General features: G+C 72.6%; 23 protein-coding genes and 1 pseudogene. 17 read left to right on the top strand and 7 right to left on the bottom strand.

Features of this window, described 5'->3' with window-relative positions:
- Positions 1–22: 22 nt before the first annotated feature.
- A pseudogene (locus ACZ4VF_RS25920) lies at positions 23–730 on the top strand (sensor histidine kinase); the annotation flags it as partial.
- Between the two features lie 193 nt (positions 731–923).
- On the opposite strand, the gene ACZ4VF_RS25915 reads toward ACZ4VF_RS25920, so the two are convergent.
- The 3 genes from ACZ4VF_RS25915 to ACZ4VF_RS25905 all read right to left on the bottom strand — a co-directional run bounded on the left by ACZ4VF_RS25915 (position 924) and on the right by ACZ4VF_RS25905 (position 3,281).
- Positions 924–1,628 (bottom strand): L,D-transpeptidase family protein, encoded by a 705-nt coding sequence (locus ACZ4VF_RS25915; protein ID WP_467928870.1) that lies wholly within the window; start codon positions 1,626–1,628, stop codon positions 924–926.
- A 3-nt stretch (positions 1,629–1,631) separates the two neighbouring features.
- Positions 1,632–2,219 (bottom strand): pyridoxamine 5'-phosphate oxidase family protein, encoded by a 588-nt coding sequence (locus ACZ4VF_RS25910; RefSeq protein WP_467928869.1) that lies wholly within the window; start codon positions 2,217–2,219, stop codon positions 1,632–1,634.
- Between the two features lie 132 nt (positions 2,220–2,351).
- Entirely contained in the window at positions 2,352–3,281 is a 930-nt protein-coding gene (locus ACZ4VF_RS25905; RefSeq protein WP_467928867.1) for a hypothetical protein, read from the bottom strand.
- Between the two features lie 171 nt (positions 3,282–3,452).
- Here ACZ4VF_RS25905 and ACZ4VF_RS25900 point away from each other — a divergent pair, with 171 nt between their 5' ends.
- The 5 genes from ACZ4VF_RS25900 to ACZ4VF_RS25880 all read left to right on the top strand — a co-directional run bounded on the left by ACZ4VF_RS25900 (position 3,453) and on the right by ACZ4VF_RS25880 (position 9,539).
- On the top strand, positions 3,453–4,646 hold the full coding sequence (locus tag ACZ4VF_RS25900; protein WP_467928866.1) for an argininosuccinate synthase: 1,194 nt from the start codon (positions 3,453–3,455) through the stop codon (positions 4,644–4,646).
- A 124-nt stretch (positions 4,647–4,770) separates the two neighbouring features.
- Positions 4,771–6,204, top strand: coding sequence for an argininosuccinate lyase (gene argH / locus ACZ4VF_RS25895; RefSeq protein ID WP_467928865.1), 1,434 nt, complete (start codon positions 4,771–4,773; stop codon positions 6,202–6,204).
- Between the two features lie 182 nt (positions 6,205–6,386).
- The gene (locus ACZ4VF_RS25890) at positions 6,387–7,358 is read left to right on the top strand and encodes an aldo/keto reductase (protein ID WP_467928863.1); all 972 of its coding nucleotides are present in this window, start codon (positions 6,387–6,389) and stop codon (positions 7,356–7,358) included.
- Between the two features lie 109 nt (positions 7,359–7,467).
- A complete protein-coding gene (locus ACZ4VF_RS25885) occupies positions 7,468–8,019 on the top strand; it encodes a TetR/AcrR family transcriptional regulator (protein WP_467928862.1) in 552 nt (183 codons plus the stop codon).
- Positions 8,016–9,539: an MFS transporter gene (locus tag ACZ4VF_RS25880; RefSeq protein WP_467928861.1), complete on the top strand. Its 1,524-nt coding sequence runs from the start codon at positions 8,016–8,018 to the stop codon at positions 9,537–9,539. The genes ACZ4VF_RS25885 and ACZ4VF_RS25880 overlap by 4 nt, the downstream gene beginning before the upstream one ends.
- Before the next feature lie 16 nt (positions 9,540–9,555).
- Here ACZ4VF_RS25880 and ACZ4VF_RS25875 read toward each other — a convergent pair whose 3' ends face one another.
- Together ACZ4VF_RS25875 and ACZ4VF_RS25870 are read right to left on the bottom strand one after the other, a co-directional pair.
- Positions 9,556–11,184: a multicopper oxidase family protein gene (locus tag ACZ4VF_RS25875; protein WP_467928860.1), complete on the bottom strand. Its 1,629-nt coding sequence runs from the start codon at positions 11,182–11,184 to the stop codon at positions 9,556–9,558.
- 101 nt (positions 11,185–11,285) lie between these two features.
- Entirely contained in the window at positions 11,286–11,957 is a 672-nt protein-coding gene (locus ACZ4VF_RS25870) for a lysophospholipid acyltransferase family protein (RefSeq protein ID WP_467929176.1), read from the bottom strand.
- A gap of 345 nt (positions 11,958–12,302) precedes the next feature.
- Between ACZ4VF_RS25870 and ACZ4VF_RS25865 the strand changes: the two genes are divergently transcribed.
- From ACZ4VF_RS25865 to ACZ4VF_RS25855, 3 genes are all read left to right on the top strand, one after another.
- A complete protein-coding gene (locus ACZ4VF_RS25865; RefSeq protein WP_467928858.1) occupies positions 12,303–13,478 on the top strand; it encodes a glycerophosphodiester phosphodiesterase in 1,176 nt (391 codons plus the stop codon).
- A gap of 226 nt (positions 13,479–13,704) precedes the next feature.
- Positions 13,705–14,211, top strand: coding sequence for a sigma-70 family RNA polymerase sigma factor (locus ACZ4VF_RS25860; protein ID WP_467928857.1), 507 nt, complete (start codon positions 13,705–13,707; stop codon positions 14,209–14,211).
- Positions 14,212–14,256: 45 nt separating this feature from the next.
- Positions 14,257–14,754, top strand: a complete 498-nt coding sequence (locus ACZ4VF_RS25855; RefSeq protein WP_467929175.1) for a GNAT family N-acetyltransferase — start codon at positions 14,257–14,259, stop codon at positions 14,752–14,754.
- Here ACZ4VF_RS25855 and ACZ4VF_RS25850 read toward each other — a convergent pair.
- Both ACZ4VF_RS25850 and ACZ4VF_RS25845 read right to left on the bottom strand, forming a co-directional pair.
- On the bottom strand, positions 14,744–15,181 hold the full coding sequence (locus tag ACZ4VF_RS25850) for a hypothetical protein (RefSeq protein WP_467928856.1): 438 nt from the start codon (positions 15,179–15,181) through the stop codon (positions 14,744–14,746). The genes ACZ4VF_RS25855 and ACZ4VF_RS25850 overlap by 11 nt on opposite strands.
- Before the next feature lies 1 nt (position 15,182).
- A complete protein-coding gene (locus tag ACZ4VF_RS25845) occupies positions 15,183–15,542 on the bottom strand; it encodes a hypothetical protein (protein ID WP_467928854.1) in 360 nt (119 codons plus the stop codon).
- Positions 15,543–15,611: 69 nt separating this feature from the next.
- Between ACZ4VF_RS25845 and ACZ4VF_RS25840 the strand changes: the two genes are divergently transcribed.
- From ACZ4VF_RS25840 to cobT, 8 genes are all read left to right on the top strand, one after another.
- On the top strand, positions 15,612–16,262 hold the full coding sequence (locus ACZ4VF_RS25840) for an HAD family hydrolase (RefSeq protein ID WP_467928853.1): 651 nt from the start codon (positions 15,612–15,614) through the stop codon (positions 16,260–16,262).
- Between the two features lie 296 nt (positions 16,263–16,558).
- On the top strand, positions 16,559–17,650 hold the full coding sequence (locus ACZ4VF_RS25835; protein ID WP_467928852.1) for a methionine ABC transporter ATP-binding protein: 1,092 nt from the start codon (positions 16,559–16,561) through the stop codon (positions 17,648–17,650).
- Positions 17,647–18,384: a methionine ABC transporter permease gene (locus ACZ4VF_RS25830; protein ID WP_467928851.1), complete on the top strand. Its 738-nt coding sequence runs from the start codon at positions 17,647–17,649 to the stop codon at positions 18,382–18,384. The genes ACZ4VF_RS25835 and ACZ4VF_RS25830 overlap by 4 nt, the downstream gene beginning before the upstream one ends.
- 67 nt (positions 18,385–18,451) lie before the next feature.
- The gene (locus ACZ4VF_RS25825; RefSeq protein ID WP_467928849.1) at positions 18,452–19,282 is read left to right on the top strand and encodes a MetQ/NlpA family ABC transporter substrate-binding protein; all 831 of its coding nucleotides are present in this window, start codon (positions 18,452–18,454) and stop codon (positions 19,280–19,282) included.
- 21 nt (positions 19,283–19,303) lie between these two features.
- Positions 19,304–20,128: a MetQ/NlpA family ABC transporter substrate-binding protein gene (locus tag ACZ4VF_RS25820; protein WP_467928847.1), complete on the top strand. Its 825-nt coding sequence runs from the start codon at positions 19,304–19,306 to the stop codon at positions 20,126–20,128.
- A 161-nt stretch (positions 20,129–20,289) separates the two neighbouring features.
- Entirely contained in the window at positions 20,290–20,928 is a 639-nt protein-coding gene (locus tag ACZ4VF_RS25815) for a GNAT family N-acetyltransferase (protein WP_467928845.1), read from the top strand.
- A gap of 90 nt (positions 20,929–21,018) precedes the next feature.
- A complete protein-coding gene (cbiE, locus tag ACZ4VF_RS25810; RefSeq protein WP_467928844.1) occupies positions 21,019–22,254 on the top strand; it encodes a precorrin-6y C5,15-methyltransferase (decarboxylating) subunit CbiE in 1,236 nt (411 codons plus the stop codon).
- Positions 22,255–22,597: 343 nt separating this feature from the next.
- Positions 22,598–26,860, top strand: coding sequence for a nicotinate-nucleotide--dimethylbenzimidazole phosphoribosyltransferase (cobT, locus tag ACZ4VF_RS25805; protein ID WP_467928842.1), 4,263 nt, complete (start codon positions 22,598–22,600; stop codon positions 26,858–26,860).
- The last annotated feature ends 93 nt before the right edge of the window (positions 26,861–26,953 follow it).

Genomic DNA, 26,953 nt, shown 5'->3' with positions numbered 1-26,953 from the left:
GCGACTGCCGGTACCCGTCACCGGTGTCCTGACCGAGCGCGACGCGAGCGAGGAGCGGCCGCGCCGCTTCACCGCCGACGCCGGCCACGAACTGCGCACCCCGGTCGCCTCGGTCCGCGGCCACGCCGAACTGGCCCTCCTGCACCCGGGCCCGGTGCCGCCGAAGGTGACCCGCGCGCTGGAACGCATCACGGCCGAGTCCGCCCGGATGGGCGAGATGGTCGACGACCTGCTCCTCCTCGCCCGCCTCGACGCGGGCCGTCCCCTGGAGCGCCGCCCGGTCGACCTGACCCACCTGGTCCTGGACGCGGTGACGGACGCCCGCGCCGCGGGCCCCGGCCACCGCTGGACCCTGGACCTGCCGGAGGAGCCGGTGACGGTCCCGGGCGACGCGCACCGCCTCCACCAGGTGGTGGCCAACCTGTTGGCCAACGCGCGTTTGCACACACCCGTGGGCACAGAGGTCACGGTGACCCTGCAGACCGCCGCCGACGGCGCCCGCCTCTCGGTCCGCGACGACGGCCCCGGCGTCCCCGCCGACGTCCGGTCCACCGTCTTCGAACGCTTCACCCGAGCCGAACACCGCCGCCCCGCGGACGCCGCCGGGGGTGGAGCGGGCCTGGGCCTGTCGATCGTGGCGGCGGTGGCGGAGGCGCACGGGGGGAGCGTGGGGCTGGAGAGCCGGCCAGGGGCCACGACGTTCACGGTGAGCCTGCCCCTGGCGTTCTGACGGGCCCTGCCACAGCTCCAGCCGGAAGAGCCCGGTGTACGACGCCGGCCGCTCCCGCACCCGGCCCTCGCTGAACCGCGGCTAACGGGCCTACGGTGACGGCGTCGTCGAGGGCGACTGCCCCCGCTGCCTCGGCAGAACCATGAGGGGGAGTTCGGGCCGGGAGGGCGCCGGGGCAGGCGCCGGCCGGCTGTCAGTAGCGGCTGACCGCCGTCGCCCCGCGCTCCGTGCCGATGGCGATGTGCGGCTTCCGGGACGGGCGCGCCCAGGCGAGGATCCGGCGCATGTCGTCCGCCGGCACCGACACGCAACCGGCCGTCGCCCCCTGCCCGTTGACGTGCAGGAAGATCCCGGCGCCGCGTCCCCGCACGGGCCGGTCGTAGTTGAAGCCGATGACCAGGGCGTACGCGTACTGCCCCTGGAAGTCCACGAGATGCTCGGACTCGGCGGCGCGGCAGTCGGCGGGCAGCGGGTCGGTCCAGCGGTTGTACGAGCGGGAGTCGTTGTCCTGGCACCACCAGGAACTGTCCTTGACGGCCCGGTACTCGACCGCCGTGCCGGCCGGCGCCGGTGCGATCCCGAAGCCGAAGGGCAGGTCGTACAGGCCGGTCGGCGTCGTGTTCGTGCCCTGCACGCGGGTGTCGCCGTCCACCAGCCCGCCCGCCCCGAACCGGGCCGGCGCGGACCCGGCCTGGACCCACTCCCCGTCTCGCAGGTCCCACCAGCTGACCGTGCCCGCCGTGGCCTCGGTGTCCGGGGCCCGGGCGATGATCAGCTGGCTGCCGCCGCCCGTGTCCGCCAGGCTCGCGGGCAGCGGCTCCGGTCCGGCGCCGGGTGCGGCACCGAGCAGGGCGAGGGAGCAGGCGGAGACGAGGGCGAGGACCACACCGGGGCGCATGGCTCAGACGGTAGAGGGCGGCAGCGGCAACGGCAGCCCGGGCAGTCCGTCCAGGCTGGTCGCGATGTGCTCCTTCTTGGTGAAGTAGGCGTCCAGCGAGGCGTCGTCCTCGCGGGCGAAGCGCCTGGCGTGCAGATCGCGCTCCGTCTCGTACGCCATGTAGGGGACGGCGTACCCGCAGGTGTCCCGGACCAGCTCGGCGTGGACGAGGATGACCGCGCGCAGTCCGTGCCGGCTCGTGTCGATGTCCGGGAAGCGGGTGAGCAGTTCCGGGAAGCGCGGGTCGTCGCGGAAAACCGGCTCCCCCCGGCCGTGGACGCGCACGATGGAGGGCGGGCCCTGGAAGGCGCACCACATCAGCGTGATCCGGCCGTTCTCCCTGAGGTGGGCGATGGTCTCGGCGTTGGAACCGGCGAAGTCCAAATACGCCACGGTGAGTTCGTCCAGCACGGCGAACGAGCCCCGCAGGCCCTTGGGGGAGAGGTTGACCGTGCCGTCGCCCGAGAGCGGAGCGGTAGCGGTGAAGAAGAGGGGCTGTTCCTCGATGAACGTGCGCAGCCTGCCGTCTATGCGGTCATAGGTCTTTCCCATGTCCAGGGATTATCGCGGCAACTGTTTCGCCTGTCTAAGTAATTGCCGGATCCGGCCGACACCGGATCCGGCCGACACCGGATCCGGCGGCTGCGCCGTCCGTCACCTCACCGGACGCGGCCGGCCGTCACCTCACTTGGTGAGCGTGCAGGCGGCCAGCGAGCCGAGGCCCGTCGGCCTGGCCGAGGTGCGGCCGATGGAGAGGGCGATGCGGTCGATGGTCGAGGCCCGCTTGTCCTTGAGGGGGCCGAGGATCGCGTTGTTGACGAAGTTCGGGCCGCCCTGGCCGACCGTGTCCTTGAGCCGCTTGTTCGCCTCCTGGATCTGGGTCTGGAGCAGAGCGAGGTTGCGGTCGACCTCGGCCTTCGCGGAGGCGGGGACGGCGGGCAGCCGTGAGGCGACGTCCGGGCAGCTGATCGTGCCGGCCCCGCTGTTCCCGCCCGCCGCCGAGCCGGCGCCCGCGTTCCCCTTGCCGCCGCCGTTGGCGTTGCCGCCCGCGTTCGCCTTCCCGCCCGCACCCGCCCCCGCACCCGCACCCGTACCCGTACCCGCGCCCGCGTTCCCGCCCGCCGCCGAGCCGGTGCCCGCGTTGCCTCCCCCGTTCGCGTTGCCGCCCCCGCTCAGCGTGCAGGGCGCCAGCGCCTCCAGACCGGTCGGCTTGGCCGCCGTACGGCCGATCGCCGTGGCGATGCGGTTGACGGTGGACACGCGCTTGTCCTTGAGGGGGCCCAGGATCGCGTTGTCGACGAAGTTGGGGCCGCCCTGGCCGACCGTGTCCTTGAGCCGCTTGTTCGCCTCCTGGATCTGGGTCTGGAGCAGAGCGAGGTTGCGGTCGACCTCGGCCTTCGCGGAGGCGGGGACGGCGGGCAGCCGTGAGGCGACGTCCGGGCAGCTGATCGTGCCGGTGGCGGCCAGGGTGCGGGCGCCGGTCGCGCCGTCGCTCCCGGCCGGGGTGCCGGCGAGGGCGGAGCCGGCGATCACCGCGCCGGACAGCACGACGGCGGCGGCGCCGCCGATGACCGCCACGCGGCGCTGGTTGTACTTCGGAAGAGCCCTGGACATGCGAATGCCTCACTCGGGTCGGGGGTGTCGTCGTCGGACGAACGCGGCGCCTGCGTCCGGCCAGGAGTACGGGAAAGCGGTTGCGGACGTTCAACCGCAGGGGAGATTGACGAATCATGCAGAGTTCTGCATACTCATGCATGTCAGCGAATGCACTGTGAGGAGAAACCCGTGACCGAGCGCGTCGTACTCGCCTACTCAGGCGGTCTGGACACCTCCGTCGCCATCGGCTGGATCGCCGAGGAGACGGGCGCCGAGGTCATCGCCGTTGCGGTCGACGTCGGCCAGGGCGGCGAGGACCTGGACGTCATCCGCAAGCGCGCCCTCGCGTGCGGCGCCGTCGAGGCCGAGGTCGCGGACGCCAAGGACGAGTTCGCCGACGAGTACTGCCTCCCGGCGATCAAGGCCAACGCCCTCTACATGGACCGCTACCCCCTGGTCTCCGCCCTCTCCCGGCCGACGATCGTCAAGCACCTCGTCGCCGCCGCCAAGAAGCACGGCGCCACCACGGTCGCCCACGGCTGCACCGGCAAGGGCAACGACCAGGTCCGCTTCGAGGCCGGCATCGTCGCCCTCGCCCCCGACCTGAAGTGCATCGCCCCGGTCCGCGACTACGCGATGACCCGCGACAAGGCGATCGCCTTCTGCGAGGAGAAGCAGCTCCCGATCGCCACCACCAAGAAGTCCCCGTACTCCATCGACCAGAACGTCTTCGGGCGCGCCGTCGAGACGGGCTTCCTGGAGGACATCTGGAACGCCCCGATCGAGGACATCTACGAGTACACCTCCAACCCGGCCCTCCCGCGCGAGGCCGACGAGGTGGTCATCACCTTCAAGGAGGGCGTCCCCGTCGCCATCGACGGCAAGCCCGTCACGGTCCTGCAGGCCATCCAGCAGCTCAACGAGCGCGCCGGCGCCCAGGGCATCGGCCGGATCGACATGGTCGAGGACCGCCTGGTCGGCATCAAGTCCCGCGAGGTCTACGAGGCCCCCGGCGCGATCGCCCTGATCACCGCCCACCAGGAGCTGGAGAACGTCACCGTCGAGCGTGAACTCGCCCGCTACAAGCGGCAGGTCGAGCAGCGCTGGGGCGAGCTGGTCTACGACGGCCAGTGGTTCTCCCCGCTCAAGCGGGCCCTGGACGGCTTCATCGACGAGGCCAACCAGCACGTCTCCGGCGACGTCCGGATGACCCTGCACGGCGGCCGTGCCGTCGTCACCGGCCGGCGCTCGCAGGAGTCGCTGTACGACTTCAACCTCGCCACCTACGACACCGGCGACACCTTCGACCAGTCCGCGGCCAAGGGCTTCATCGACATCTACAGCCTGTCGTCGAAGATCGCCGCCAAGCGGGACCTCGCGTAACCCGGCAGGGTCCCCTCACGCGCATCAGCCTGACAGCCGCCTCCCCGCCTGGAAGGGTGGGGAGGCGGTGGCACATCAGCGCCTGTACCAGTGCCTGTAATCGACAGCTTCGAGGAGCACGCAAGTGAGCAGCAACACCGGTGACGTACGGCTCTGGGGCGGCCGTTTCGCCGACGGTCCGGCCGAGGCCCTGGCGAAGCTGTCCGCGTCCGTCCACTTCGACTGGCGGCTCGCCCCCTACGACATCGCCGGCTCGCGTGCCCACGCGCGCGTGCTGCACAAGGCGGGGCTGCTCACCGAGGACGAGCTGCAGCGCATGACCGCCGGGCTCGACCGGCTCGAAGCCGACGTCGCCGCCGGCACCTTCACGGGCACGATCGCCGACGAGGACGTGCACACCGCCCTGGAGCGCGGCCTGCTGGAGCGGCTCGGCCCCGACCTCGGCGGCAAGCTCCGCGCCGGCCGCTCCCGCAACGACCAGGTCGCCACCCTCTTCCGGATGTACCTGCGCGACCACGCCCGGATCATCGGCGGTCTGATCGCCGACCTCCAGGACGCCCTGATCTCCCTGGCCGAGGCCCACCCGGACGTGGCGATGCCCGGCCGCACCCACCTCCAGCACGCCCAGCCGGTGCTCTTCGCCCACCACGTCCTGGCGCACGTCCAGTCCCTGTCCCGGGACGCGGAGCGCCTGCGCCAGTGGGACGACCGTACGGCGGTCTCCCCCTACGGCTCCGGCGCCCTCGCGGGCTCCTCCCTGGGCCTGGACCCGGAGGCGGTGGCCGAGGACCTCGGGTTCGAACGCGGCAGCGCCGGCAACTCCATCGACGGCACGGCCTCCCGGGACTTCGTCGCCGAGTTCGCCTTCATCACCGCGATGATCGGCGTGAACCTCTCCCGGATCGCCGAGGAGATCATCATCTGGAACACGAAGGAGTTCTCCTTCGTCACCCTGCACGACGCCTTCTCCACCGGTTCCTCGATCATGCCGCAGAAGAAGAACCCGGACATCGCCGAACTGGCCCGGGGCAAGAGCGGCCGCCTGATCGGCAACCTGACCGGGCTCCTGGCCACCCTCAAGGCCCTGCCCCTCGCCTACAACCGCGATCTCCAGGAGGACAAGGAGCCGGTCTTCGACTCCTGCGACCAGCTGGAGATCCTGCTCCCCGCCTTCACCGGCATGATCGCCACCCTCACCGTCCACCGCGAGCGCATGGAGGAGCTGGCACCGGCCGGCTTCTCGCTCGCCACCGACATCGCCGAGTGGCTGGTCAAGCGGGGCGTGCCGTTCCGCGTGGCGCACGAGGTCGCGGGGGAGTGCGTCAAGGCCGCCGAGGCCGAGGGCAAGGAGCTGGACGACCTCACGGACGAGCAGTTCGCGAAGATCTCCGCCCACCTCACCCCGGAGGTCCGCGGCGTCCTCAACGTCCCCGGCGCCCTCGCCTCCCGCAACGGCCGGGGCGGTACCGCCCCGAGCGCGGTCGCGGTCCAGCTGGCGGAGCTGAAGACGGACGTGGCGGCCCAGCACCAGTGGGCGACGGCCAGGAAGAAGCGGTAGGAGAGCGAACCGGCAGGGGCGCGGGCCGTACGCGGCGGACGGCTCGGCCGCGGGGGCGCGAGCAGCCGGCCGGCACCCGCGCCCGCCGAATCGGGCGCACGTCCCGAGCTGTAGCGCGATCACCAGGTCATCGCGGGTTACGTTGGTCACGAGCCGTAGGAGCCGACCGAACGGAGCCCGCGATGCCCTTCGCGCGACTGGCCGCAGCGACCACCCCCACCTGCCACATCGGCCTCGGCCTGGCCGCGGTGGGCCGCCCCGGCTACATCAACCTCGGCCGCGACGAAGACCTCGGCGACGACCGCGGCGAGGACGCGCTGCGCACCCGCACCCACGAACTCCTCGACGCCGCCTACGCCCAGGGCGTCCGCTACTTCGACGCCGCCCGCTCCTACGGCCGCTCCGAGGAGTTCCTCGCCGGCTGGCTGAGCGCCCACCCCGACGCCGACGACGTGGTGATCGGCAGCAAATGGGGCTACACCTACACCGCCGGCTGGTCGGTGGACGCCGAGACGCACGAGGTCAAGGACCACAGCCTCGCCGCCTACGAACGCCAGCGCGCCGAGACCGACGCCCTGCTCGGGGACCGGCTCGACCTCTACCAGATCCACTCGGTGACCCCGGACAGCCCGGCCCTCACCGACAAGGACCTCCACGCGAGGCTCGCGGAAGCCGCCGCCCAGGGCCTCACCGTCGGCTTCTCCACCAGCGGCCCCGCGCAGGCCGACGCCATCCGCGCCGCCCTCGCCGTCACGGTCGACGGCGAGCCCCTCTTCCGTACCGTCCAGTCGACGTACAACATCCTGGAGCACTCCGCCGGCCCCGCCCTCGCCGAGGCGCACGACGCCGGGCTCACCGTGATCGTCAAGGAGGGCATGGCCAACGGCCGGCTGGCCGAACCGCACGCCCCGGAGGCGCTGCGGACGGTGGCCGCCGAGACGGGACTCGGCTGCGACGCGGTCGCCCTCGCCTGGATCCTGCGGCAGCCCTGGGCCGGCGTCGTCCTCTCCGGCGCCGCCACCCTCACCCAGCTCGCCTCCAACCTCCACGCCCCCGCCGTCGACCTCGACCCGGACCAGTCGACCCGCCTCGCCACGCTGGCCGAGGACCCGCGCGCCTACTGGGAACGGCGCGGCCAGCTGCCCTGGCACTGACCCGCGACAGGGCCGTACCAGCGCGACGGGCACCCCGCACCACCAGCGAAAATGAGTCACGTACGGCTTGGATGAGACAACAATGTCTCATCGGGGCTACTCTTGTCTCATGGCCCTCGACCGTGACCACGTGCTGCGCAGCGCAGCCGCCCTGCTGACCCGTAGATCCACCGCGACCATGGACGAGGTCGCCAAGGCCGCCGGGATCAGCCGGGCCACGCTGCACCGGCACTTCGCCGGCCGGGACGCGCTCGTCCGCGCGCTGGAACAGCTCGGCATCGCGGAGTGCGAGGGCGCACTGGACCGGGCCCGGCCGGAGGAGGGCTCCGCCGCCGAGGCCGTACGCCGGCTGGTCCGCGAGATCCAGCCGGCCGCCGGACTCCTCGCGTTCCTCTACGGCGAGAACCAGCTCTGGGAGGGCGACCGGCAGAACGAGGGCTGGCAGCGCCTGGACGCCCGGATCGGCGGCCTGTTCCAGCGGGGACAGCGCGGCGGCGAGTTCCGCATCGACCTCAGCCCGGTCTGGCTCACCGAGGCCCTCTACGGCCTGATCGCCTCCTGCGCCTGGGCCACCCTGGACGGCCGCGTGGCCTCCCGGGACTTCCCCACCATGATCGCCGAGCTGTTGCTCGGCGGCGCTCTGCGAAGAGAGGAACCATGACCAGCACCCTGCAGCCGGCACAGGCGACCGAGGCGGTGAAGCGCCCGGGCCGCTGGCTCGCGCTCTCCGTCCTCGTCCTGGCCGTGCTGCTGGTGGCCGTCGACGCCACCGTCCTCGGCCTGGCGACCCCCTACATCAGCGAAGACCTCCACCCCACCGGCACCCAGCTGCTGTGGATCGGCGACGTCTACTCCTTCGTCATCGCCGGTCTGCTCGTCTCCATGGGCAGCCTCGGCGACCGCATCGGCCGCAAGCGGATCCTGCTGGGCGGCGCCACGGCGTTCGGCGCGCTGTCCGTGCTGGGCGCCTACGCGACGACACCGGAACTGTTGATCCTCGCCCGGGCGCTGCTCGGCGTCGCCGGCGCGACCCTGATGCCCGCCACCCTGGCCCTGATCCGGAACATCTTCCACGACCCGCGCGAGCGCAGCCTCGCCGTCGGCGTCTGGGGCGCCACCGCCTCCGCCGGCACGGCCGTCGGTCCGATCGCCGGCGGATTCCTCCTCGAACACTTCTGGTGGGGCTCGGTCTTCCTGATCAACCTGCCGGTGATGGCCGTCCTGGTCCTGGTCGGCATCCGCACCCTGCCCGAGTCCCGCAACCCCCACCCGGGCCCGTGGGACCTCGGCAGCGTCCTGCTGTCCCTGGTCGGCATGATCGCCCTCGTCTACGCCGTCAAGGAGGCCGCCACCCACGGCCTCACCGGGACGACCCTGGGCACCGGCCTGCTGGGCGCGGCGGCGCTGTACGGCTTCGTCCACCGCCAGCTGACCATGCCGGTCCCGCTGCTGGACATGCGGCTGTTCCGCCGCCGCGGCTTCAGCGGAGCGGTCCTCGCCGACCTGCTGACCGTCCTCGGCATGTCCGGCCTGGTGTTCTTCCTCTCCCAGTACCTGCAACTCGTCCAGGGCCGGCGCCCCTTCGAGGCGGGCCTGGCCGAACTGCCCGCCGCCGTCGGCGCGGTGGCGGCCGGTCTGGTCGCGGGCCGGGCCGCCCGGCGATTCTCGGTCCGTGCCGTCGTCTCCGGCGGTCTGGCCGGGGTCGGCATCGCCCTGGCCGCCCTGACCGCGCTCGACCGGTCCACCGGCTACCCGGTCCTCGGCGCCGCCCTGCTGGTGGTGGGTGTCGGCGCGGGCTTCTCCTTCACGGTGACCGCCGACGTCATCCTCTCCAGCGTCCCGAAGGACCAGGCGGGCGCCGCCTCGGCGGTCTCCGAGACGGCGTACGAGCTGGGCGCGGCCCTGGGCATCGCCCTGCTGGGCTCGATCGTGACCGGCGTCTACCGCGGCTTCCCGGCCCCGGCCGGCACCCCCTCCGGGGCCCACGAGTCCCTGGGCGCGGCGGCGGAGGCGGCGGCGCACCTGCCCCCGCACCAGGCGGACGCCCTGCTCGCCGCGGCCCGCGAGGCCTTCGTCCACGGCCTCCACCTGGCCTCCGGGGCAGGAGCGGCGGTCCTCCTGGCGGCGTCGGCGGTGGCGTGGTTCCTGCTGAAGGACCAGGAACTGGAAGGCACCGGCTGAGCGGACCACGCCGGGATCACTTCTTGTATCCCAGCACCGTCATCATCCCGCTCTCCGAGTGGTACTGGTTGTGGCAGTGCAGCATCCACAACCCCGGATTGTCGGCATCGAAGTCGATCACCAGCTTCCGGTGCGGCAGCACGATCGCGGTGTCCTTGCGGGCTCCCACCGAGTCCAGCCCCACCACCGCGAAGGTGTGCCCGTGCAGATGCATCGGGTGCCACATGCTCGTGGCGTTGATGAGCGTCAGCCGCACCCGTTCGCCCGCGCGGACCGGGTGACGCTGCTGCGGGGAGTACGGCTCGTGGTCGAACCCCCAGTCGAATTTCGCCATGGAGCCGGTGATCCTGATGCGCATCTCGCGGTCGGGGTGCCGGTCGCCCAGGGCCACGGAGTCGTCGGGGAGGAGGCGGCGCGCGGGCACGGTGTTGCCGTCGAGCTCGTCCAGGCGGACGTCGGCCGGGGGGAGCTTCCCGCTCCCCTTGGCGGTGCGCAGCACGGCGAGGGCCCTGCCCTTCTTGCCCTCCGCCAAGGCGACCAGCGGGAAGACCCCGTCCTTCGCGGTGATCAGCACGTCGTACCGTTCCGCCATGCCGATCAGCAGGGCGTCGGTCTTCTTGTGCTTCACGGGATAGCCGTCGGTGTGGGTGACGGTCATCGCGTGCCCGCCCAGCGCGACCCGGAAGGCGGTCTCGGACCCGGCGTTGATGATGCGCAGCCGCACCCGGTCGCCGGGACGGCAGCGGAACACCGACGGGTTGTCGGGCAGGCGCCCGTTGACCAGGTAGTGCGGGTAGTCGACGCTGCCGCCCTCCCCGTGCAGCATGCGGCTGTAGGACTTGTGCAGCACCCGGTCGGGGCCCGAGGACTTCCGCGAGGGCGAAGGGTGGCCGCTCGCCTTCCGGTCGTGCCCCGATCCGTCGTGTCCGGGACCCATGGCCATCGACCCCATCTCCATGGCCCCGCCCGGCTTGAGCTGGCTCAGCACCCCGTCGGGGGTGGACCCCTGTACGCCGTCGAGCCAGTCGTCCAGGACCACGACCCACTCCTTGTCGTAGGAGAGGGGCTCCCTGGGGTCGTCCACGACGAGCGGCGCGTACAGCGCCCGGTCCGGCTGCATCCCCACGTGCGAGTGGAGGAGGTAGGTGCCCGGATGGTCGACCGCGAAGTGGTAGCGGAAGTCCGAACCGGAATGGATGGCCCGCTGCGTCAGGTCCGGCACGCCGTCCATGTCGCAGCGCAGCCGCACCCCGTGGGAGTGCAGGGTGGTCGTGGCGGGCAGCCGGTTGGCCAGGGTCAGGTCGAGTACGTCACCAGCCGTGATCCGCACCAGCGGGCCCGGCACCTCCTCGTTGTACGCCCAGGTGTGCACCGCCCGCCCACCCAGGTCCACGTGTGCCTCGGCGGCGGTGAACCGGAAGGTGCGCACGCGGCCGGCCCCCCGTTTCCGCTCGGTTGCCAGAACCTCCGGGTCCGACGGGTTGACGTACCCCCGGGGCCCGCGTGGGACGAACTTCTCCTCGTCGCCCGGGTGTTCGGGACCGGAACGGGGCGCGGATCCGGAACCGGTGCAGGACGCCAGGAGACCCGCGCCGGCGGCGGCGATCGGGGTACGGAGCAGAGTACGCCGAGAAGGTTTGTACATGTCCTGAATCAGACATGTTGTGTGGTGATACGGCCGCTTTCATACGGCCGAATGCCCGATGTGTCGGTGGCAGATTCCACCGGCAGGCGGATCCAACCCGCTCAGGCGGCCTTGGCCTTGGTGGCGTACATGTCGACGTACTCCTGGCCCGACAGGCGCATCACCTCGGCCATGACGGAGTCCGTCACCGCCCGCAGCACATAGCGGTCGCGGTCCATGCCCTCGTAGCGGGAGAACTCCATCGCCTCGCCGAACCGGACGGTGACCCGGCCCGGCCGCGGGATGCCCCGGCCGCCCGGCTGCAGCTTGTCCGTGCCGATCATCGCGAACGGCACCACGGGCGCGCCGGTCATCAGGGTCAGGCGGGCGATACCGGTGCGGCCCCGGTACAGGCGCCCGTCGGGCGACCGGGTGCCCTCCGGGTAGATCCCGAAGATCCGGCCCTCCTCCAGGATCCGCCGGCCCGTCATCAGCGCGGCCACACCGCCGCTCGCCCCGTCACGGTCCACCGGGATCATGCCGACGCCGGTGAAGAACCAGGCCATCAGCCGGCCCTTGAGCCCCTTGCCGGTGACGTACTCGTCCTTGCCGATGAAGCACACCTGCCGCTTGGTGACCACCGGCAGCACGATGGAGTCGATGAACGTCAGGTGATTACCGGCCAGAATCACCGGGCCGTCCCCCGGGATGTTCTCCGCGCCTTCCACCTGTGGGCGGAACATCAGGCGCATGATCGGTCCGAGCACTGCCTTGATGAGCGCGAAGCGGGACAACGCTTCCTCCGATGTCAAGGGGGGCGATATGAGTCTGTGCAGGTGAGGACATTACTCGTGGCACCGGTCCGCGCGCACATCGGGGACGGCGGGTTCACCGAGGCCTTACTAAGTGTTGACGCGGGTTTACCTGCGGTGCCGTGCCGAGGACGGCGGGTAACAGCCTTGTCGTGGTGTGACGGACATCGCGCCGGGCCGGGGCCCCGGGCCCGACGGACCGTCACCTTCCGCCGTTCGCAGGACACCCGACATCACCCGGGTGTTCGAACGGGCGCCTCCCCCTGGTCACGTGTACGACCCTACGATCGGCCCGCACCGGTGAACGAACGCGGCAGGAGGGCGCTCATGGACGGCGACCAGGGGAACGGGCGGACGCAGGGAACGGGACGGCGGGCGCTCCTCGGCGCCGCCGTGCTCGGCGCGGGCGGGGCGGCCATCGGGCTGTCCGGCACCGCCCGGGCCGCCGGGAGCCGCACGGCCGGGCACGGCGGACGCGGGCTGAAGAGCCTGCCGGTGCCGACGATCATCGGCCACCGGGGTGCCAGCGGCTACCGCCCCGAGCACACCTTCGGCTCGTACGACCTGGCCCTGGACCTGGGTGCCGACGTGGTCGAGGCGGGCGACCTCGTGCCCACCAGGGACGGCCACCTGGTCTGTCGGCACGAGCCGGAGATCGGCGGCACGACGGACGTCGCCTCCCGTCCGGAGTTCGCCGACCGCAGGACCACCAAGGTGCTCGACGGGGTCCCCACCACCGGATGGTTCACCGAGGACTTCACGCTCGCCGAGCTGAAGACGCTGCGCGCCGTGGAGCGCATCCCGGCCAACCGGCCGCACAACACCCTCTACGACGGCCGCTGGGAGATCCCCACCTTCGAAGAGGTCCTGAAGTGGCAGGACGAGCAGACCCGCCGGCGCGGCAGGCAGGTCTGGATCTACCCGGAGACCAAGCACCCGACCTACTTCCGCAAGCTGGGCCTCGGCCTGGAGGAGCGGGTGGCGAAGCTGCTGCGCAAGTACGGCAAGGACGGCCGCGACGCGCCGGTCATCCTGCAGTCCTTCGAGCCCACCAGCATCCAGCGGCTGAACCGGCTCGTCGACAACCCGCTCGTCGTCCTGCTCTCCTCGGCGAACAGCCGCCCGTACGACTTCGTCGAGGCGAACGACCCGCGCACGGTCGCCGACCTCGTCACCCCCCGGGGCCTGCGGGAGATCGCCGGCTACGCCCAGGGCATCGGCCCGACCCTGGACCTGGTCGTCCCGAAGAAGGCGGACGGCACCCTGGGCGAGCCGACCACGCTCGTCTCCGACGCCCACCGGGTCGGCCTGGTCCTGCACCCCTACACCATGCGGAACGAGAACCCCTTCCTGCCGGCCGAGTACCGCAAGGGCGGCGCGGCCGACGCCTACGGCGATGTCTTCGGCGCCTACAAGGCGTACTTCGCGACCGGTATCGACGGCGTCTTCACCGACAACGCCGACACCGGACTGCTCGCCCGCGCCGACTTCCTGAAGAACTGACGGCCTGCCGCCCGGCGGGGCCTGACGGCCTGTCCGCAGGGCCGGCTGCCTTCCGCCAGACGGGGCTGACGGCCTTTCCGCGGGGTCGACGGCCTCCCGCTCCGCAGGGCCGACGGTCCTTCCGGAAGGGCCGGCCGCGTCAACCGCGGCTGCCGGTCCGCACCCGTTCGGAGTGACTGTGCGCCGCCCCGGCAACCCCTCGCCGGGGCGGCTCGTCGTTCCGCATATGACGCACGACCTGGTTGCCGCCCTGCACCCGCTGCTCACCGCCGAAGCCTCGGCCGAGGCATATGCAACGGGAGGCGAGTCCGGCGACCTGGAGCAGGCCGTCTGGCTCCGCCTCCTGGAACGGCTGGAGAGCGAGGGACCACCGCTGGACCCGCAGGGCTGGCTGCGCAGGGCCGTGCGGGCCGAGGCCCGCCGCAGCCGCCGCACCACCCGTCTGGAACGCCCCTACGACGCCGAACCGGCCGACGACCTCCGCCCCGGCCCCGAACAGCACGTCCTCACCGCCGCCCGGTACCGCGCCCTGCGCGACGCGGTGCGCCGGCTGCCCGGCCGCTGTCCCCGCCTCATCGAGGCGCTGCTCTCACCGGAGGACCTGACATACCGGGAGATCGCGGGGGAGTTGGGTATCTCACAGGGCAGTCTTGGACCGGAACGCTCCAGATGTCTCGGATGTCTGCGCCGATTGCTCACACCGGAGGTTGCGGCGTGCGAAGCGCGGGGATAGGAGTGGGGGACGACAGGTGATCAGGTGAGCGGGAGGCATGCGCACATGGGCATGAGCGTGACCATCTCGGTGGCGACCGAACAGGACGCGGAGCAGATCTTCCGGCTCCAGTACCTGTGCTTCCAGAGCGAGGCGGCGCTGTACGGCAACTACCGCATCGACCCGCTCGTGCAGACCCTGGACTCCGTCCGTCAGGAGGTCGCGTCCGACTGCGTCTTCGTCGCCCGGCTCGGCGACGAGGTGGTCGGCTCGGTGCGCGGCAAGGTCACCGAGGACAGCGCGGCGGCCATCGGCAAGCTCTGCGTCCACCCCCGCCTCCAGGGCCACGGCATCGGCGCACGGCTGCTGCGCACGGCCGAGGCGGCCCTGGAGTCGGAGCGCGGCGCCAGGACATTCCGCCTCCTCACCGGCCACCGCAGCGAGGGCAACCTCCGGCTGTACCGGCGCGTGGGCTACCAGACGGTGGGCCGCGCCAAGGGCGCCGACGGAGTGGAGCTGATCATCCTGGAGAAGCAGGCGGGACAGTACGCGGCTACGGCCTGACGGCGTTCCCGGCCTTCCCCGCGTTCCGTGCCTTCCGCAGCCAGTACATCGCGGAGACCGGCAGCAGCACCGGGATGAAGATGTAGCCCGCTCCGTAGTACGACCACACGGTGGTGTCCGGGAACGCCGAGCGGTCGACCAGGGTCCAGGTGCCCACGAGGAGCACACCCGCGAGCTCGGCGGCGCAGCACACCAGCGCCGCCCTGCGGGCCGTCTCCCCGCCCCGGACGAGCGTGAACGTGATGAAGCCGTACACCACGCCGGCCACCGCCGACAGCACATAGGCCAGCGGCGCCCGGTCGAACTCCGTGCCGATCTGGTAAGCGGAACGCGACACCGCGCCGACCACCATCACGCCGTAGAACCAGACGAGCAGCATGCCCGGCCCGCTGATCAGCCGGGTCGGCTTCTCCTCCACCGCCGTCACCTCAGCCTCCCCAGATGTCGTAGAGCCGTACTTCCAGGACGGCCAGCACCACACCGCCGGCGGTCACTGTCACCGAGCCCCAGCGGGACCGCTCGGCCAGCGACATCAGACCCGCCGCCGGCACACACGCGAACGCGCCCAGCAGATACGCCACGAAGATCGTCGTACCCTGCTCCGGCTTCTCGCCCCGCGCCAGCTGCACGACCCCGATCACCAGCTGCACGAGGGCCAGCAGCGACACCACGGCCATGCCGATGAAGTGCCAGTCCTTCGTCGGCTGGTCGCGGTAGGCGGCCCAGCCGCACCACGCGGCGAGCAACAGCGCGGCGACCCCGGTCACCAGCGTCAGGGCATTGAGCATGCCGTGACCCTATTACGGCCGAAACGGGCCGTCGCCGCCGCCCCCGCCGTACACCGTAGGGTCTAGACCATGACGATCCACGCGCACGCCCTCCTGTTCGACAACGACGGCACCCTCGTCTCCTCCCTCGACTCCGTCGAGCGCTGCTGGACCCGCTGGGCCCGGGAGTACGGGATCACCGCCGAGGAGTTCGGACGCGTCGAGCTCCACGGGCGGACCGCGGTCGAGATCGTCGCCGACCTGCTGCCCGCCCGCCTGGTGCCGGAGGCGGTGGCCCGGGTCGAACAGCTGGAGGTCGAGGACGTGCCGAACGGCGGGGTGCGGCTGCTGCCCGGCACCCGCGCGCTCCTGGACGCGCTGCCGGCCGACCGCTGGGCCGTGGTCACCTCCGCCACCCGGCGGCTGGCCGAGGCCCGCCTGGCCGCCGTCGGCATCCGCCCGAAGTCCCTGGTCTCGGCCGACGACGTCACCCGCGGCAAGCCCGACCCCGAGCCCTACCTGCTCGCCGCCCGGCAGCTCGGCGTGGACCCCGCGCGCTGCGTGGTCTTCGAGGACGCCCCCGCCGGACTGCGGGCGGGCCGCGCGGCCGGCATGACCACCGTGGCGTTGGCCACAACCCACCGGGCGCACGAGCTGGACGCCGACCTGGTGGTGCGGGACCTGTCGGCCTTGTCGGCACTGGTCACCGACGGGGGAGTGGAGATCGCCGTCCGCGACTGAGCCCCGGCCACCGCCGTCCGCCCCTGTCCGCCGCTGTCCAGTATGCGGACAGCGGCGTCCGGTCAGGACCGCCCGTCTGGTTTACTGATCGCATGACCACGACGAGCTGCCGCACCCTTGCGACCGAGGCGACCATGACGCCCGGTGCTCGTTGTATGTGTCGCCTGATGTGCCGAATGTGCGCCTTCTAGAGGGCCCCCGCATCAGCTGAGCCTCGCGCCCCGAAGCGAGAGCCGTGGCCGTCCGTGCGCCGCAGACCGTACGCGACGATGCACCACCTTCCATGCCGGAACCGCATGCACCCGTGCCCGGGCACACCCACGCCCGCGCACTCGACAGTGACGGAAACCCACGTGATCACCACCTCGGGCCTGACCAAGGTCTACCGCTCCCGCGGCCGTGAGGTCACCGCCCTCGACGGCGTCGATCTCCACGTCCGCGAAGGCGAGGTCTACGGCGTCATCGGCCAGTCCGGCGCCGGGAAGTCCTCCCTCATCCGCTGCGTCAACCTGCTGGAGCGCCCCACCTCCGGCACCGTGACCGTCGACGGGCAGGACCTCACCGCCCTGGCCGGCCGCGGCCCCCGCGCCGGCAGGGAGCTGCGCCGTGCCCGCAGCCGGATCGGCATGGTCTTCCAGCACTTCAACCTGCTGTCCTCGCGGACCGTCCAGGACAACGTCGAGCTGCCGCTGGAGATCCTCGGCCAGGCCGGCCGGGCCCGCTCGCGCAAGGCCCTCGAACTGCTCGACCTGGTCGGCCTCGCCGACAAGGCCAAGGCCTACCCCGCCCAGCTCTCCGGCGGCCAGAAGCAGCGCGTCGGCATCGCCCGCGCCCTCGCCGGCGACCCCAAGGTGCTGCTCTCCGACGAGGCCACCAGCGCCCTCGACCCGGAGACCACCCGCTCCATCCTCCAGCTGCTGCGCGACCTGAACCGGCAGCTCGGCCTGACCGTCCTGCTGATCACCCACGAGATGGACGTCGTGAAGTCGGTCTGCGACTCCGCCGCCCTCATGGAGCAGGGCCGGATCGTGGAGTCCGGCACGGTCAGCGAGCTGCTCGCCACGCCCGGCTCCGAGCTGGCCGCCGCGCTGTTCCCGGTCAGCGGCGAGCGCACCGGCGCCGACCGGACCGTCCTCGACGTCACCTTCCAGGGCGAGGCCGCCACCCAGCCGGTCATCTCCCAGCTGTCGCGCACCTACAACATCGACATCTCCATCCTCGGCGCCGCCATCGACACCGTCGGAGGCCTCCAGATCGGCCGCATGCGCATCGAACTGCCCGGCCGCTACGAGGACAACGTGGTGCCGATCGGGTTCCTGCGCGAACAGGGCCTGCAGATCGACGTCGAGGGCCAGGACGGCCTGCTGGTGAAGGAAGGTGCCAAGTGACCTGGTCGGAGATGCAGCCGCTGCTGTCCCAGGCGTGTTGGGACACCCTCTACATGGTCGGCTGGTCCACCCTGATCGCCGTCCTCGGCGGCCTTCCGCTCGGCATCCTGCTGGTCCTCACCGACCGGGGCGGCCTGCTGCAGAACGTGGTCGCCAACAAGGTCATCGGGCAGGTCGTGAACATCGCCCGCTCCATGCCGTTCATCATCCTGATGGTCGCGCTGATGGGCGTCACGCGCTCGATCACCGGGACGACCATCGGCCGCGAGGCCGCCATCGTGCCGCTCGCCATCGGCGCGATCCCGTTCTTCGCGCGCCTGGTCGAGACGGCCGTCCGCGAAGTGGACGGCGGGCTCGTCGAGGCCGTCCAGTCGATGGGCGGCTCCACCTGGACCATCGTCCGCAAGGTGCTCGTACCCGAGTCGCTGCCCTCCCTGATCGCCAGCGCCACGACCACGATCGTCGCCCTCATCGGCTACTCGGCCATGGCCGGCACGGTCGGCGCCGGCGGCCTCGGCGACATCGCCATCCGCTACGGCTACCAGCGCTTCGAGACCCAGATGATGTGGATCACCGTCGGCATCCTCGCCGTCGTCATCTCCGTCATCCAGTTCGCCGGCGACTTCGCGGCCCGCCTCCTGCACAGCAGGGGCGGCCGGTCCGGCCCCGCCCCCAAGCTCCGCCTCCTCAAGGCCAAGGAGCCTGCGGCGGCCGACGTCAGCAAGGTCGCCTGACACACCCCCCGGACTCCCCGTTCACCCGTACACGGGGTCGCACCACCCTGAAGGAAAGGCACTTTTCGTGCGTAACACCGCCAAGCTCACCACCGCCGTCCTCGCCACCGGAGCCCTCACCCTCGGGCTGACCGCCTGCGGCTCCGGCAAGGACTCCGGCTCCTCCGACACGAGCGGCGCCCTGGTCGTCGCCGCCAGCCCGACCCCGCACGCCGAGATCCTGAACTTCGTCAAGGACAAGCTGGCGAAGAAGGCGGGCCTCGACCTGGAGGTCAAGGAGTTCACGGACTACATCACGCCGAACACGGCGACCGAGGACGGCTCGGTGGACGCCAACTACTTCCAGAACCAGCCGTACCTGGACGACTTCAACAAGAAGCGCGGCACCCACATCGTGCCCGTCGTCACGGTGCACCTGGAGCCGCTCGGCCTGTACTCCCACAAGGTCAAGAAGGCCGACGCCCTCAAGAGCGGTGCGACCATCGCCGTCCCGAACGACGCCGTCAACGAGGCCCGCGCCCTGAAGCTGCTCGCCGCCAAGGGGCTCATCACCCTCAAGGACGGCGCCGGCTCCGAGGCCACCCCGCAGGACATCGCCAAGAACCCCAAGAACCTCAAGTTCAAGGAGGTCGAGGCGGCCCAGACCGTGCGCTCCCTGGACGACGTGGACGCGGCCGTGGTCAACGGCAACTACGCCATCTCGGCCGGCATCAAGCCCGCCAAGGAGGCCCTGGTCCTGGAGTCCCCGAAGAACAGCCCCTACGGCAACTTCCTCGCCGTGAAGAAGGGCAACGAGAAGGACCCGCGCGTGAAGAAGCTCGCGAAGCTCCTCACCTCGCCCGAGGTCAAGAAGTTCATCGAGGACAAGTACCAGGGCTCGGTCATCCCGTCCTTCTGAGCCGTCAGGAGGACCGGCACCATGCGCGCGTCCGTCGTCGCCGCGGCGGTGGTGGCCGCCCTCGGCCTCACCGCCTGCGGCTCCGGAACGGACTCCGGCAAGGGCGGTGGCACGGACGACACCCTCGTCGTCGGCGCCACCGCCGTCCCGGCCGGCGAGGTGCTCGCCTACGTCAAGGAGCACCTCGCCGCCAAGGCCGGCCTGAAGCTGGAGATCAAGGAGTTCACGGACTACGTCCTGCCGAACACCGCCCTCCAGGAGGGCGAGCTGGACGCCAACCTCTACCAGAACCAGCCCTACCTGGACGACTTCAACAAGTCCAGGGGCACCGACCTCGTCCCGGTCGTCAAGCCCTACCTGCCGCCCATGGGCGTCTACTCCCACAAGGCCCGGCGCGTCACCCGGCTCGCCGACGGAGCCACCGTCGCCGTACCGAACGACACCACCAACGAGGGCCGCGCCCTCAGGCTGCTGGCGGCCGGCGGCCTCGTCGGGCTGAAGCCCGGCGCCGGCCCCGACGCGTCCCCCGCGGACATCACGGCCAACCCCCGGCACCTGAGGTTCAAGGAGCTGGAGGCCGCCCAGCTGCCCCGCTCGCTGGACGACGTGGACGCCGCGGTCATCAACAACAACTACGCCCAGGACGCGGGCCTCAGCCCCACCAAGGACGCGATCCTCCTGGAGTCGGCGAAGCACAACCCCTACGCCAACCTCCTCGCCGTCAGACGCGGCGACGAGGACGACCCGCGGGTGCGGAAGCTCGCCAGGCTGCTCGTCTCGCCCCAGGTGCGGACGTTCATCAAGGACAGGTACCACGGGTCCGTCCTGCCGGTGACCGACGGCTGACGGCACGTACACGGCGTTCCGCCACGCACGGGGTCCACTCCCTCACCGGGTGTGGACCCCGTTGTGCGGTTCGGTGGTTTCATGCTGCATGCTGGGCAGTTCAGCAGGCCTGACGGCCCTGACGGTCTTCCGAGGATTTTCCGAAGGTTACGGAGCGGCGCATGACGAGCACCTTCCCCAACATCTCCATCAGCACGGAGCGGTTGGTGCTGCGCCCCCTCGACGAGGACGACGCGCCCGCCCTGGCCGAGATGATGAACGACGAGCAGGTCGTCGCCTGGACCACCGTCCCCCACCCCTACGGCGAGGCCGAGGCCCGTGAGTGGGTCAGCCGGCTGGCCCCCGACGAGCGCACCGGGGGCCGCGGCATCGTCCTCGCCGTCACCGAGTTCCTCACCCAGCGGCTCGTCGGCATCGTCCACCTGAGGAACACCGACTGGCGGGTCCGCTCCAGCGAGATCGCCTACGTCGTCGCCCCCTGGGCCCGCGGTGAGGGCTACGCCTCCGAAGTCGCCCTCGCCATGGCCCAGTGGCTGTTCCACGACCAGAAGTTCGAGCGGCTCGAACTGCGCACCGCCGCCGACAACACCGCCGCCCAGCAGGTCGCCCAGAAGATCGGCTGCATCAGCGAGGGCGTCCTGCGCAACGCCTGGATAGCGCGGACCAGGACCGAGGACGGTACCTGGACCGACGTACGCACGGACGTCATCGTGTGGAGCCTGCTGCCGGAGGACCTCGCCGGAGCCGGCGAGCACCTGTCCGACACCGGTGGTTTCCCCTCGTACTCGGACTGGAACTGAGCCCCCGGGCCCCACCAGGTACTCTCACGGAGCCCGCTACGGGCCCACTCCACCCGCAGACCCGCGCAGAACCCCTGGAGACTGACGACGATGGCCGACCGGGTCACGGTGATCGGCTGGGACGGCTCGCCGCTGACCGAGGCGGCACGGGCCGCGCTCGGCGCCGCCACCCTCGTGGCGGGCGCCGCCCACCACCTGGCGCTGCCCGAGCTCCCGCCCGCCGCCGAACGCATCCGCCTCGGCAGCCTCGCCCTGGCCGCCCGCCGCATCGCCGCCCACCGCGGCACCGCGGTCGTGCTCGCCGACGGTGACCCCGGTTTCTTCGGCATCGTACGGACCCTGCGCGCACCGGAGTTCGGCCTGGAGGTCGAGGTCGTCCCCGCCGTCTCCTCGGTCGCCGCGGCCTTCGCCCGCGCGGGCATGCCCTGGGACGACGCCCAGGTCGTCGTCGCCCACCCGCGCACCCTGCGCCGGGCCGTGAACGTCTGCCGCGCCCACACCAAGGTCGCCGTCCTCACCGCACCGGGCGCCGGCCCCGCCGAACTCGGCCTCCTGCTGGAGGGCGTCCACCGCACCTTCGTCATCTGCGAGGAACTGGGCACCGAACGCGAGCAGGTCAGCGTCGTCACCTCCGACAAGGCCGCCGACCACACCTGGCGCGACCCCAACGTCGTCATCGTCATCGGCGGACCCGCCGGCGCCGGGGACAGCGGCGGCTGGATCGCCGGGCGCGACCCGGGCGCCGGCCCGCGCGGCTGGGTCCAGCCCGACGAGAGCTACGGCGCCGGGCCGGGAGCCGGACCGGACGGAGGGCTCGGCGAGGGGGAGACGCAGCTGCTGCGCGCCGCTCAACTCGCCCGGCTCGGGCCCCGGATCGGCGACCTCGTCTGGGACATCGGCTGCGGCAGCGGCGCGTTCGCCACCGAGGCCGCGCGCGCCGGCGCGGCCGTCATCGCCGTCGACCACGACCCCGCCGCCTGCGCCCGCACGGACGCCGCCGCCCGCCGCTTCGGCGTCCAGCTCCAGATCGTCCGCGGCAGCGCCCCGCACGTCCTCGAATACCTGCCCGAACCGGACGTCGTACGGGTGGGCGGCGGGGGACCGGCGGTCGTCTCCGCGGTCGCCGACCGGCGCCCGCAGCGCATCGTCACCCACGCCGCGACCCGGGACGCCGCCGAGCGCGTCGGCCGTGACCTGACCGAGCACGGGTACCGGGTCGAGTGCGCCCTGCTGCAGTCCGTCGAACTCGACACACGGGCCTGGACCGAGACCGAGCGGAACGTAGCGTTCCTGCTCAGTGGGGTACTGCCCGACCGCGCCCCGTGATCCTGTTGTCGTACCGCGCGCGGTAGGCTGGCCGATCGTTGTACCGCACCGGTGGCCCGAACTTCGTTCGCCAATGTCCGGATCGCAAGCCCGTTTTGGGGCGGGTGTGGTACTGCGGAACCGGAGGACGCGCAACGTGGCGCAGTCCACAGCGGGCTGTCGCGGATCATGCTGTCGCGACGGTGGAACGACCGGGACAATGCCACTGAATGGCTTTGTCGCCTTTTCCGGCGGGTCGTTCGTGCCGCTGGGCACGGACGCTCGTTCTTCACTGCGGGGCGGTCGGTGCGCCGTTCCGGGTGAGCTGGTCGTAGGAGCACTAACCGATGGGCGAGGGGTACGCATGACCGACACCGGCCAGGTCCCGGGCGAGGGGCAGCCGGAGAGCGCAGGCATGGTGGAACAGCCGGGCGTTCCCACGCACGGCGCGTACACCTACCTCTCCGAGGCGCCCGCCGAGGACGAAGACCTGCTGCTGCCGGGTGCCCAGGGCGCGTGGGGCAACGAGGTGCCGCCACCCGCTCCGGAACCGGTGGTGGAAGCCGTCCACGAGCCGGGCCCGCACGAGACGGCCGGCCGCGACAGCGGCTCGGTCGACCTCAACGGCGTACGGCTGCCCGACTCGGGGCCCGTCTCCGTCACGCCGTCACCCATCCTCTCGGCGCCGCACGACCCGGCGGCCGCGCCACAGCCGCCGCGCCGCCCGCTGCACCTCGGCCCGCCGATCCCCGACACCTCCGCGAGCCCGGTCCGCTCCCTCGCCGACCGCGGCCCCGCGGGTACGCCGGTACGGCAGCCCGGAACACCGGCCGCCGGTCCCGAGTACCTCGACGCCCAGCCGCAGACGGCCCCGCAGAGCGCGGCCCCCTGGGGTGCGGCCCCGCCCGCCCCGGCCCAGGTCGGCGTGGAGGCCCCGGCTGCCGAAACGGTTGGCCCGCCCTCGTCCGTACCGTCGCAGGCCGAGCCGGCCGACGCGGCACAGGCCGCGGTGGCCCGCCTCACCGGCCAGGTGCCCGTCGTGCACGGCCACGACGGGGTGCAGCCGATGCACGCCCACGACGGGGTGTACACGGCGCCGGCGGGACCGGGCACGGACGGGGCGGAGACTGCCGTGGCCGGGGAGATGCCGGCGGAGCAGGCCGTACCGGCCGCCGACGGCACCCCGCCCGCACCCGTGGCCGAGGCACCCGTACCGGCGCAGGAGGTCTCCGAGGCGCCGACGCCGGAGGCTCCTGCGGCGGAACCCGCGGAACTTCCGGAACCTGCGGAACCTGCGGAACCTGTGACGGAACAGAGCGTTCCGGCCGAGGGTGTTCCGTCCGCGCCGGAGCAGGCCGTACCGGCCGAGCCCGTCGAGGCCGTCGGCGAGGGCACCGCGGAGACCGGCCCGGCGACCGAGGCACCGGCCCCGACGGCGGCGGACGCGGCTCAGCCGACGGCACCCGCCGGGCCGGCCGAGGCCGCGCAGGCGGTCGCCGAGGAGCACGCCGACGCGGCCGCACAGGCGACGGACGGTGCGCAGCCGGTCGCAGCGCCGGAGGCGGTCGCCGTCGAGCCGGCGGCTACCGCGCCGGAGGCGGTCGTCGCACAGACGGCAGTTCCCGCGCAGCCCGCTGAGGTCGCGCAGCCCGTGGACGCGGCTCAGCCCGCCGGCGTGGAGCCGGTGGACGTGCCGCAGGCCGCCCCCGTCGAGCCGGTCGCTGCCGCGCCGGAGGCGGTCGTCGTCGCGCAGCCCGCCGAGGTCGCGCAGCCCGTGGACGCGGCTCAGCCCGTCGCCGTGGAGCCGGTGGACGTGCCGCAGGCCGCCCTCGTCGAGCCGGTCGCTGTCGCGCCGGAGGCGGTCGTCGTCGCGCAGCCCGCCGAGGTCGCGCCGCCCGTGGACGCGGCTCAGCCCGTCGCCGTGGAGCCGGTGGACGTGCCGCAGGCCGCCCCCGTCGAGCAGGCCGCTCCCGCGCCGGAGGCAGCCGCCACCGCGCCGGAGGCAGTCGCCGCAGAGCCGGCAGCTCCCGCGCCGCCCGGCGAGGCCGTGCAGCCCGCCGAGCCCGTGCAGCCCGCCGAGCCCGTGCAGCCCGTCGAGGTGCCGCAGGCCGCCCCCGTCGAGCCGGCCGCCCCCGCGCTCCAGGCCGCCGAGGAGGCGCACGCCGTCGCCGCTGCGCAGTCCCAGGTGCCCGCCGAGCCCGGACCGGCCACCGAGCTGCCTCAGCCGACCGCCCAGCCTCATGTGCCCGCCGAGCCTCAGACGACCGCCCAGCCCCAGACGCTCGCCGAGCCTCAGCAGCCCGCCGCTCCCCACGCTCCCGCGCAGGTCGCAGTCGGCCCCGCCGAGGCTCCGGCATCCGCGCTCCCCGAGACGCCGGAGTCGTCGGACGTGCCGGACGCCGCCGCTCCGGTCGCACCGGCCGCCGAGGTGACCGCGCCGGTGCAGCCGGCCGTGCTCCAGGTCCAGGGGCCGCAGCTCGCCGACGCCCCGGCCGTGTCCGCCGTACCCGAGCAGCAGCAGGCCGTGGACACCGCCGCCCCCGCGCCGGTCGCCGGTCCGCAGCTCCAGCCGCAGGCGCCGGACACCGTCGTGGCGGACGCGGCGGGTGCGCAGCACCCGGAGCAGCCGCTTCCCTCCAGCCTTGCCGCGGAGCCGGACCAGCAGCCGCTCGGGCAGTTCGTGCCGGTGGAGGGCCAGGTGCCCACCACCCCGCACCTGGCGCCCACCCCGCCGCACCCGCTCGTCGTGCCCGCACCGCGCGAGGGCGAGCCGGCCGTCGTACCGGACGCGGCGCCCGGCCCCGACGTCGTCCAGCACGCGGAGGACCTGCAGACCAGGGCCGCCGACCAGGAAGAGAGCACGGCCGCAGTGGAGGATGCACCGAAGTCCACCGGCCCGGCCGCGCCCGGCTACGCCGACGCCGAGCGCGAGGCCGTCCTGAAGGTCATGCGTGAGCGCCGCGACATCCGCAACGGCTTCCGCAGCGACCCCATCCCGCACGAGGTGCTGCTCAGGGTCCTGGAGGCCGCGCACACCGCGCCCTCCGTCGGTCACTCGCAGCCCTGGGACTTCGTCGTCATCCGCTCCGCCGAGACCCGGCGGACGATGCACGAACTGGCGATGCGGCAGCGCGACGCCTACGCCAAGTCGCTGCCCAAGGGCCGGGCCAAGCAGTTCAAGGAACTGAAGATCGAGGCCATCCTCGACACCCCGGTCAACATCGTCGTCACCGCCGACCCCACCCGCGGCGGCCGGCACACGCTCGGCCGTCACACCCAGCCGCAGATGGCGCCCTACTCCTCGGCGCTCGCGGTGGAGAACCTCTGGCTCGCCGCCCGCGCCGAAGGCCTCGGCGTCGGCTGGGTCAGCTTCTTCGACGAGCGGGAGATGGTCCGCGCGCTCGGCCTGCCCGAGCACCTGGAGGTCGTCGCCTACCTGTGTGTCGGGTACGTCGACGAGTTCCCGGACGAGCCGGAGCTGATGCAGGCCGGCTGGTCCAAGCGACGCCCCCTGTCCTGGGTGGTGCACGAGGAGACGTACGGCCGCCGCGCCCTGCCCGGAGAGGAACCCCACGACCTGCTCGCCGAGACCGTCGCACAGATCCGCCCGCTCGACGCCAAGGCCCTCGGTGAGGCCTGGGAGCGCCAGAAGCGCATGACCAAGCCGGCCGGCGCGCTCGGCATGCTGGAGATCATCTCCGCGCAGCTGTCCGGGCTGTCCCGGCAGTGCCCGCCGCCGATCCCGGAGCCCGCCGCCGTCGCCATCTTCGCCGGCGACCACGGCGTGCACGCCCAGGGCGTCACCCCCTGGCCGCAGGAGGTCACCGCCCAGATGGTGGCCAACTTCCTCGGGGGGGGAGCCGTCTGCAACGCCTTCGCCGGCCAGGTCGGCGCCGAGGTGTGCGTCGTGGACGTGGGCGTGGCCGCCGACCTGCCCGCCACCCCTGGCCTGCTGCCGCGCAAGATCCGCGGCGGCACGTCCGACATGACCACCGGCCCTGCCATGACCCACGAGGAGGCCAAGGCGGCCATCGAGGTCGGCATCGAGACCGCCCGCGACCTGGTCGCGGCCGGCAACAAGGCGCTGCTGACGGGCGAGATGGGCATCGCCAACACCACGGCCTCGGCCGCCCTCATCTCGGTCTTCACGGGCGCCGACCCGGCCGAGGTGACCGGGCGGGGCACCGGCATCAACGACGAGACGCTCGCCCGCAAGACCGAGGTCGTCCGCCGGGCCCTGGAGCTCCACCAGCCGGACCCGGCCGACCCGATCGGCGTCCTCTCGGCGATCGGCGGCTTCGAACACGCGGCCATGGTGGGCCTGCTGCTCGGCGGCGCCTCGCTGCGCACGCCGGTGATCCTGGACGGCGTCAGCGCCGGTGCCGCGGCCCTCGTGGCCCGCGCCATCGCCCCGGAGGTCCTCGCGGCCTGCATCGCCGGCCACCGCAGCGCCGAGCCCGGCCACGTCGCGGCCCTCAACAAGCTGGGCCTGCGCCCGCTGGTCGACCTCGACCTCCGCCTCGGCGAGGGAACGGGCGCCCTGCTGGCCCTGCCCCTGGTCCAGAGTGCGGCGAGGGCCATGCACGAGGTGGCGACGTTCGACTCGGCGGGCGTCACGGAGAAGTAGCCGTCGCGGCACGGGACGGTCCGGTGTTCAGCTGCCGGACCACCCGTGCCGTGTGCCGTGTCCACGGCATAAAATCCGCACGTCAGGGCCGCT

The sequence above is a fragment of the Streptomyces sp. NPDC029151 genome (assembly GCF_055564315.1).
Note: the sequence above shows the minus strand (reverse complement) of the source record. Positions and strands in the feature narration are given on the sequence as shown.